Annotated in this window: 5 protein-coding genes; 4 read left to right on the plus strand and 1 reads right to left on the minus strand. The window is 62.0% G+C overall.

The features are described from left to right. The coding region (locus tag VMA74_RS18355) for an alginate lyase family protein (protein ID WP_325369599.1) at window positions 1–822 on the minus strand (822 nt) is incomplete at its 3' end. Between the two features lie 654 nt (window positions 823–1,476). On the opposite strand from VMA74_RS18355, the gene VMA74_RS18360 reads away from it, so the two are divergent. The 4 genes from VMA74_RS18360 (at window position 1,477) to VMA74_RS18375 (ending at window position 9,917) form a co-directional block, all read left to right on the plus strand. Further along, window positions 1,477–3,831: a hypothetical protein gene (locus tag VMA74_RS18360; protein ID WP_325369601.1), complete on the plus strand. Its 2,355-nt coding sequence runs from the start codon at window positions 1,477–1,479 to the stop codon at window positions 3,829–3,831. Between the two features lie 283 nt (window positions 3,832–4,114). Further along, window positions 4,115–5,761, plus strand: a complete 1,647-nt coding sequence (locus VMA74_RS18365; protein WP_325369603.1) for an alpha-L-fucosidase — start codon at window positions 4,115–4,117, stop codon at window positions 5,759–5,761. A 321-nt stretch (window positions 5,762–6,082) separates the two neighbouring features. Next, a complete protein-coding gene (locus tag VMA74_RS18370; RefSeq protein ID WP_325369605.1) occupies window positions 6,083–8,518 on the plus strand; it encodes a glycoside hydrolase family 2 TIM barrel-domain containing protein in 2,436 nt (811 codons plus the stop codon). A gap of 37 nt (window positions 8,519–8,555) precedes the next feature. After that, window positions 8,556–9,917 (plus strand): glycoside hydrolase family 27 protein, encoded by a 1,362-nt coding sequence (locus tag VMA74_RS18375; RefSeq protein WP_325369606.1) that lies wholly within the window; start codon window positions 8,556–8,558, stop codon window positions 9,915–9,917. Window positions 9,918–10,061 lie beyond the last annotated feature (144 nt).

The following is a 10,061-nucleotide window of genomic DNA, read 5'->3' on the forward strand; positions in this document are numbered from 1 at the left end:
GATCGCCTGCTTGTATAGATCGAGGTCGTCGCAGAACACGCCGATGGCCAGCGTGCCGGCCAGTGCGGCATAGTCCCAGTTGGCGAAGCTCCATAGACCACCGTCGGTGAGGTGTCCGCGCAGCCCATTGGAGACCGTCTCCGCAAAGACATTGCGCAGCATGACCTGGAAACGAGCCACGCCAGCTGCCGACCAGCCGCTGTAAGTGCGCATGATTTCCGCCGCATTGGCAAATTGGTGGCCTTGCATGCCGCACATCAGGTAGCCCGTGTGATCGTCGTGCGCGGTGGAACCGGGCGGAACGGTGCCGATGAACTTCAGGGTTGCAGACCACGCATCGAGCGTTTCCACGGCCAGCTTGGCGTAGTTCTCGTCACCGGAAATCTTCCAGCGCAAAGCGCAGCAGAAGGCGCGGTCGATGTCCCCGTACAGGGCCCACTGCGTTCCGTCCTGACGATAGCAGGCAGGCTGGGGATTGGGCTTGGCCGTCAAGGACGTTTCGCTGGAGGCGCACAGCGACTGCCACCACTTGGTCCACGGCTGCTCGCCGTTCTTGATCTTGTTCCTGATGCGCGTGAAATCGTCTTCGTTGACCAGCAGCCCCGGGTGCGTGAAGCGTCCCGTGATCAAGGGACTGCCCGCCGGACCGGAAAGACTTGATGGCGGAAGACTCCTGGCGCGGCCTTCGCGCACGCCAAGCCCGAGCAGCAACGCACCGGCACCAAGCCCCGCGATAAAGCGCCGCCGGGAACCGTCCTCGATGCTGCTGCATGCATCGGCAGCGGCTTGCGGATCGAACATGGGATTGTCTATCTGCTTCATGGAATTTTACCTGGGTAGCCATCAGGGGTGCCCGATGGATCGGTGGGGGAAATACAACGGAAACAGACAGGGCATCGACGCGAGAAACGCATGGCTTCGCCTCGCATCACTCGATGAAAGCGTTGACCGCATGACATTTCTGTGTCGCGGTCATGTCGCTCCAAACACGCTGGCATAAAGGCCATCGTGATCCCGCAAATTGCGCGAAGCATGCCCAAATCGGCGATCCATGCGCATGTTCATGCAGGACAACTCAACGTCAGTTGGGGCCACATGCTCATTTGTGAGAAACAGCACACATGATCTTGCGAACCATGCCGCCGCAACCAAAAACACATAAATTTCACGGCAAAAATTGCTGCTGCGCAGCTTTAATTTTCGCAAGCGCGCCTAGCGTTCTTCGCAATGTCACACCGCACAGCGAGCGCTAAAGTGCTGCGTCTGGAACAACGCAATGCCTGCATTGCGTGCGACGTCAGCATGGAGCAAGCAAGTCACAACGCAGTACTGCCGCGGAACGGGGCCGTGGCAGACGGGACTGCTTTTCGTTATGCAACCACGGCGCGATGCATCGTCCGCCTGCAGTGATGTCCTGATGGAACAGGAGCGGCCATGCACCGCAACGATCCAACACGCAAAAAACTGGAGGGGATCATGAAGACACGCTTGCACCGGGCCATTGCCCGGGGATTGATGTGCAGCACACTCGCCCTGCTTGCGGCATCGCCGCTGGCCAGCTTCGCGCAAACCACGGTGCCCTATACCTGGAAGAACGTGCGCATCGTCGCCGGCGGTTACATCGACGGCATCATCGCGCATCCGAAGCAACAGGGCTTGTTCTATGCACGCACCGACGTGGGCGGCGCGTATCGCTATGACGCCACGAAAAGCAAGTGGATCGCACTGAATGACTGGACGCCACCTGCCGACCAGGCATGGACAGGCATCGACAGCATCGCCATCGATCCCCGCGATCCCCGCATGCTTTTCATGGTGACGGGTTTGTATACCGCCAGCTGGGGCGCCAACGGCGCGGTGCTGGTGTCGTCCGACCGGGGCAAAAGCTTCACCGCTCATCCGCTGAGCTTCCGCGTGGGCGGCAATGAAGACGGACGCAACGCCGGCGAGCGTTTGCAGGTGGATCCGAACGATGGCTCCATCCTGTTCTACGGTACCTCCAACAGCGCCACGCAAGTCACCGGCATGAATGGCTTGTGGACCAGCAAGGACAAGGGCGCCACGTGGTCGCAGGTAAGCGGCTTCACCGCGCTGACCAGCGACGGCACCGGCGCCGGCATCACGTTCGTCGCCTTTGCGCCAGCGGGCGAAGCAAAGGGCAAACCGACCAAGACCATTTATGCAGGCGTGTCGACGCGCGCCGCAGCCACCAACACCACCACGCTTTACGTGAGCAACGATGCCGGCGTTACGTGGAATCCCGTGCCCGGCGGCCCCGCCAACGAATTGCCGCAGCGTGGCGAGATCGGTCCGGACGGCAATCTCTACATCACCTACGGCAATGGCACCGACGGCAACGGCAACTACACCTACGCCGCCGGCCCGGACGGCATGACCATGGGTGCGGTGTGGAAGTACGACACCGTGCATCACGCCTGGACGAACATCACACCCACCGATCCCTTCAACTACCCTTCCGGCTACAGCGGTTTGTCGATCGATCCCTCGCATCCGGGCACGCTGGTGGTGATGACGATGGATCATTGGTGGCCGATGGACACCATGTATCGCAGCACCGACGGCGGCAACAGCTGGATCGACGTGGGCGGCGCTACGTGGAATGGTGTTCCGCCCACCTCCGGCACCTATGCCATCCGCGACGCCAGCGTGTCGCCGTGGATCGTGCCTGCCGGCTCAACGCAGGCAGGCTTCGGCAACTGGGGCGAAGTGGTGATCGATCCGTTCAATTCGGCGCATGCCATGTATGGCACGGGCGGCACGCTATGGACCACCTACGACCTGACCGACGCCGATGCCGGCAAACCGACGTACTGGTCGGTCGGCGCCAGCGGCATCGAGGAAACCGCAGGAATCACCTTGATCTCGCCTACCGCCGGCGTACACCTGGTCAGCGGCCTGGGCGATGTTTGCGGTTTCGTGCATACCAGCCTTACCAAGGCGCCGCTGGCGCAACCGGACAACCCCACGTGCGGGGACAGCATCGGCACCGGGCTGGACTTTGCCAAGAACGCGCCCTCGACGATCGTGCGCATCATCCAGCAGGGCAACAGCACCCTCACCGCATTCGGCTCGATCTCGCACGATGGCGGTTCCACCTGGACAGGCTTTCCCAATCAAGCCGGTTCCACCCAAGGCGGCGGCACCGTGGCCATTTCCGGTGACGGCAACACCCTCGTGTGGGCACCGACGGATATCGCGCCGGTCGTTTCCAACGATGGCGGCACCACCTGGACGCAGGCCAGCGGCAGTGGACTGCCATCGCTGCCGGTCGGCGCGCAGGTGCTGTCGGATGGACACAGCAACAACGTGTTCTATGCATGGAATTCAGCCACCGGCGATTTCTACAGCAGCACCGACAAGGGCGCGACCTGGAATGCATCCACCAACACGGGCCTGCCTTCCGTACCGTCCTGGCTGAGAAGCCAGGCTGCCACGGTGACGGGCCTGCCGGGCGAAGCGAAAGCGGGCGAGGTGTGGATCGCCACGCCATCGGGCCTGTTCCGCAGCACCGACTACGGCGCCACCTGGTCGCAAGTCGACGCCGCCAGCGTGACCTCAGCGGTATCGGTCGGCTTTGGCAAGGCCGCAGCCGGATCGCACTACCCCATTGTTTATTTGTCCGGCACGGTCGATGGCGTCACCGGCTTGTTCCGCTCCACCAACGCCGGCGCAAGCTGGGTGCAGATCAACGACACGCTGCATCAATGGGGCGGCGTGCAACTGGTGGTGGGCGATCCCCGCATCTTCGGCATGGTGTACCTGGTGCCGGGCGAAGCGCGCGGGATCATCTACGGCAAAGAGAAGAACTGACGTGCGCACCCTCCGCTGCTGTCGCAGCGGAGGGTTGCCATGCGACGCACTCGCGTAAGCTGGGATGAAATCCCAGCGCCGCCATGCACATCGAAGCTGGGATTTCATCCCAGCCTACGACGCCGATGCATGGCTCTGGCGTGTTGTTGAATCGATCAAATGATGTCTTCACGCCCATAGGTGTTGATGATTTTTTCCAACGTGCATTACGAATTTCCTCATCCCACCGCATGGCATCAGGGACATTGCCTAAGCTTGGCCGGACTCATCACGCGGAATGATCATGCCTCTCACTCGCCGATCCTTTCTCACCGGCATGGCTCTAGGGCTTTCCTCACCTTACTGGTTGCCGCGCGCCAGCAGAGCCGCATCGACCGGCAGCGGATTGTTCCAGCCCACGTGGGATTCGCTGCAAGCCTATACGGCGCCAACATGGTTCCGTGATGCCAAGTTCGGCATCTGGGCGCATTGGACCGCGCAGTGCGTGCCCGAACAAGGCGACTGGTATGCGCGCAACATGTACATGCAGGGTAGTCCGCAATACGAGTACCACTGCCGTACGTATGGCCATCCATCCAAATTCGGCTTCATGCAGATCGACCATCTGTGGAAGGCCGAACATTGGGATCCGGACGCACTGATGCGTCTGTACAAGGCGGCCGGCGCAAAATATTTCGTGTCGCTGGCCAATCACCACGACAACTTCGACACCTACGATTCCCCGCACCACGCCTGGAATTCGGTCAAGGTGGGGCCGCGCAAGGATATCGTCGGCGGCTGGGCCAAGGTGGCGCGCGAGCACGGGTTGCGGTTCGGCGTCAGCAATCACTCCGCGCATGCATGGCACTGGCTGCAGCCCGCCTACGGTTACGACGGCGAAGGACCGTTGGCAGGCGTGCGTTATGACGCGGCGCGCCTCTCCAAGGCGGATGGACGCGGCAAATGGTGGGATGGGCTGGACCCGCAGGAGCTGTATACCGGCCCCAACATCGTGATACCGGATGGCATTCGCGGTGCCGCGGCCGTCAGGCATTGGCACGAACAACATGACGGCCTGTGGGACGAAAATCCTCCACCGCACAATCCCCAATTCGTGCAGAGCTGGTTTCTTCGCTGCAAGGATCTGCTGGATAAATATCGGCCGGATCTGCTGTATTTCGACGATACCGGGCTGCCGCTCGGCCAGGCCGGCCTCGACATCGCCGCCTATTACTACAACGCCAGCCGCCAGTGGCATGGCGGGCAACTGGAAGCCGTGCTCAACGGCAAGCGCCTCACGCCGGCGCAACGGCCCGCCCTGGTCGAAGATATCGAGCGCGGCGTCAACGACGGGATCGCCGCCCTGCCCTGGCAGACCGATACCTGCATCGGCGAATGGCACTATTCGCGTGAGCTGTTCGAAAAACATGGCTACAAGCAGGCCGGCACCGTCATCACGCGGCTCTGCGACATCGTTTCCAAGAACGGCAATCTGCTGCTCAGCATTCCGCTACGCGGCGACGGCACCATCGATTCGGACGAGCGCAAGGTGCTGGAGGAACTGGCCGCGTGGATGGCCGTCAACGGCGAAGCGATTTTCGGCACGCGGCCGTGGCGCATGTTCGGCGAAGGCCCGACCAAGGTGGCCGCCGGCATGTTCCAGGAGGACAAAACGCAAACCTTCACCGCGCAGGACATCCGCTTCACCACCAAGGGCGACACGCTGTTCGCCATTGCATTGGGGCACCCCGACACATCGCGCTTGACCGTGAAATCGCTGGCGTCGAACGTAGCCGGCAACGTCGAGCGCGTGGAAATGCTTGGCTCGTCCGCGCCGCTGCGGTTCAAGCGCGATGCGCAGGGACTTACGCTGGAACTTCCCCACGACGTGCCGGGAGAACACGCCGTGGCGTTCAAGATCATGGGACGCGGCCTGACCGCTGCGGCGTAGGCTGGGATGAAATCCCAGCACCGCCATGCACATCGAAGCTGGGATTTCACCCCAGCCTACGTCACTGCCGATTCGTCGCCCCGGCGAAGGCCGGGGCCCAGTGACTTCGGTCCTTTGCAAATCGCTGGGTGATTCGCTTCGCTCCCCCTTCGGGGCCGTCCTTCGGACGTTCTGCGCGCTTTGCGCTCCGTCCGGCTTTCGCCGGGACGACGAACATTTAGAGACTTCGGCAAGCAGGGTAAAAAACTTCCCCGGACAGCAGTGCGCTTTCGCGAGAATGACGTCCAAAGCGGCACTCGACTTCACCTAGGAAAGCGTTCCATGGTTCTGGTTCCCACTTCGGCGCGCAACGCATTTGCCGCCCTCATCTTCCTGGCTCTCGCCCTGCCCCTTCGCGCCGAGCAACGCAACGTGTCGCAAGACTGGTTGTTCCACCAGGGCGACGTGGCCAGCGCATCGTCGGCGGCCTACGACGATCACGCATGGCACAAAGTGGCGGTGCCGCACGACTGGTCCATCGCCAGCAAACCCGACGGCAGCGCACCGTACGATCCGAATACGCCAGGAGGGCAGAACTCCGGCTATCTGCCCGGCGGCATCGGCTGGTATCGGCGGCACATCGCGTTCAGCGCCGCGGATGTTTCGCGCATCGTCCGTTTGAATTTCGAAGCGATCTACATGGATGCGGACATCTGGCTCAACGGCCAGCATCTCGCGCAGCATCATTACGGCTATACGGCTTTCAGCGTGGATTTGACCGGCAAGGTCCACGCGGGCGACAACGTGGTCGCCATCCGCGTCAATCATGCCGATCCGTCGTCCCGCTGGTACGCCGGCTCGGGTTTGATCCGCCCGGTGAGCCTGGACGTACTCAATCGCGTGCATCTCGACCCGGACAGCATCTTTGTAAGAACGCCCGAGGCAAGCCCGGCGCTTGCGCAAGTGCTCACGCACGCCGTGGTGGTGAATGATTCCACGCAAGCGTGCAACATCGATGTGGTGGCGAAGATCGTGGCGGCGAATGGCGACGTCGTTGCGCAATCGCATCAGACCAAATCGCTCGCCGCTGGCATGAAAGCGGATTGGGACGCAACGCTTTCCATATCGAATCCCGCACTATGGTCGCCCGACTCGCCCAACCTGTACACGCTGGTGCAGGACGTCTACGTCCACGGCGCCGCCACCGACGAACGGCGCACACGCTTCGGCGCCCGCACCATCAGCGTCGATGCCGTGCATGGCCTGCTCATCAACGGCAAGCCGGTGCTGCTGCGCGGCGGCAACATCCATCACGACAACTACATGCTGGGCGGCGCGGGCTGGCCCGATGCCGATGCGCGCAAGGTGGCGCTGATGAAGGCCGCCGGCTACAACGCCATCCGCAGCGCGCACAACCCGGCCAGCCAAGCCACGCTCAATGCAGCGGATGAAGTGGGCATGCTCGTCATCGACGAAGCGTTCGATATGTGGAACGTGAGCAAGACGCCCATGGACTACGCCCGCTTCTTCAAGCAGGACTGGAGGCAGGATCTCGACAGCTTGGTGATCAGCGGACGCAACCACCCCAGCGTGCTGTTCTGGAGCATCGGCAACGAGATTCCCGAGCAAGGCACGCCGCTAGGCGTGGAAATAGGCCGCAAGCTGGCGGAACGTGTACGCGCGCTCGATCCAAGCCGGCCGATCACCGAAGCCATCAGCGTCGACACGCCGCACATCGCCGACCAGTTCGCCATCCTCGACGTGGCGGGATACAACTACAACGAGCCGCTTTTTGTGAGGGACCATCAAACCTATCCGCAGCGTGTCATGCTCACCACGGAATCGACTCCCAAGAGCGCCTTCACCTATCGGCGCGCGGCGGAAACGATGCCATGGGTGATCGGCGATTTCGTCTGGACCGCGGTGGATTACCTCGGCGAGACCGGCATCGGCTGGATGGGTTACAGCCAGGATTGGCAGAAACTTGGGCCCTATCCCTGGCACCTCGCTTATTGCGGCGAGATCGATGCAACCGGACGCAAGCGCCCGGCTGCGTACTACCGCGAAGTGATCTGGAAAACCGGCATCGATCCCATTTCGATGTTCGTGCAGCAACCCGCAGGCACCGAAGACCTGCCCGATCGCCACATGTTTACGGTAACCCAGCCGCATACCGATTGGTCGCTGGACGACGTGCATCCAAGCTGGACCTGGCCCGGGCAGGAAGGCAAACCGTTGAACGTGGTGGTGTATTCCGAATTTCCGGAAGTGGAGGTGTTCCTCAACGGCAAGAGCCTCGGGCGCAAGGCCGTCAACGTGGATACCGAGTACAAGGCAACGTACGCGGTGCCGTATCGCGCGGGGCGTCTCGTTGCGGTGGGTTACCAGGACGGCCACGCCGCTGGACAATGGACATTACGCACAGCAGGCAAGCCGGCAAGCGTCGATGTATCTGTCGATCGAACGCAACTGCGCGCCAACGGCGAAGACCTTGCCTACCTCACCATCACGCTTGCCGACGACAACGGTACACCGGTGTACAACCAGGAAGACGACCGCCGCGTAAGCGTTCGCGTGGTTGGCGCAGGCGAACTGGCCGGCATGGGCAATGGCAAGCCCGATGACGTCACCAGCTTCCAGTCGGGGACGTGGAAGACGTTTCATGGGCGAGTGGTTGCCGTCGTTCGCGCTGGCTTGCATGCGGGACCGATCGCGGTGCAAGTTGATGTGGATGGATTGCCGGTGCAGCAGATTTATCTCAATGCCGTGTCGCCTTAATAAAAAACCTGTCAACCCGAAAAACGGAACGAACCGTATGAAAGTCTGGCTAAGAAGTGCACTGTTGCTACCCATCCTGCTCGCCGCCTCGGCCGCAGGCGCGCAGGAAGTTGCCCCTACCCCGCCCATGGGCTGGAACAGCTGGGACGCCTACGGCCTCACCATCGACGAAGCCGATTTCAAGGCCAACGCCACGCAACTTGCCAAGCTGCACGCTTACGGCTGGACCTACGCCGTGATCGATGAAGGCTGGTACATGGGTAACCCGTTCGGTGACAAGCTGCAGCATCGCGACTACGCCATCGATGCGCACGGTTTGCTGATTCCTGCCACCAAGCGCTTCCCCTCCGCCGCCGACGGGCAGGGCTTCAAACCGATTGCCGATTGGGTCCATGCGCAAGGACTGAAGTTCGGCATCCATATCGTGCGCGGCATTCCCAAACAGGCGGTCGAAGCGAATCTGCCGATTGCCGACTCCGGCTTCCATGCACAGGACGCAGCCGATACCGCCGACACCTGTCCCTGGGACGACGGCGACTACGGCGTTCGCGATAACGCGGCGGGACAGGCTTATTACGATGCGATGCTCGCGCTCTATGCGCATTGGGGCGTGGATTTTCTCAAGGTCGATTGCATTGCCAATAATCCTTACCGCATCAGCGAGATTCGCCAGATCGCCGCGGCCATCAAAAAAACCGGACGCCCGATCGTGCTGAGCCTGTCGCCAGGCCCGACGCGACCTTCGCACGCGGCGGAAATTCGCCAATACGCCCAGATGTGGCGCATTTCCAACGACGTGTGGGATGGCTGGACGTTCGTGCATGAACACCCCAACGACGATTTCCCGATGGGCGTGCGCAATATTTTCGATCGCCTGCTGCCATGGGTAGGCCAGGCCCACGACGGCCGCTGGCCCGACGCCGACATGCTGCCGTTCGGCATGCTTGCACCGCATCCGGGCTGGGGCGCGCCGCGCCACTCGCGCCTCACGCTGGACGAGGAACGCACGCAGCTGACCCTGCTTGCCATGGCGCGTTCGCCGCTAATTCTCGGTGCCAACCTGACGCAACTGGATGAGCCCACGGGTGCATTGATCACCAACAAAAACGTCATCGCAATCGACCAGCACAGCCACGACAACCATCCGGTGGAAACCTTACCGCCCGGCTTCGAACATGCGCGCGTGTGGGTGGCCTCCGGCCAAGCAGGCGAGCGCTACCTGGCGGTGTTCAACCTGGACGACAAGCCGGCATCCTTGCAAGCAAGCTGGGAACAGCTGGGCATGGCCGCTGGCAAGCATGCGGCGCGCGAGCTGTGGAGCGGGCATCGCCTGGAAGCGTCAGCTCGGCTGCAGATGGAGTTGCCGGCGCATGGGTGCGTGCTCTACGCGGTGCAATGATGGCGGTCACGCGAACCCAACCTCACCGTCAGCAGGGTGAGGTTGGGTTCGCCTTCGCTCACTGCCATCCTGCATGAGCCCGGTTGCTGCATGACAGTCTTCGCAAGGCATACACGCCATCTAAGCAAAGCGGCATGTAAATAG

This window comes from Dyella sp. (assembly GCF_035508675.1).
Classification (GTDB): Bacteria; Pseudomonadota; Gammaproteobacteria; order Xanthomonadales; family Rhodanobacteraceae; genus Dyella_B.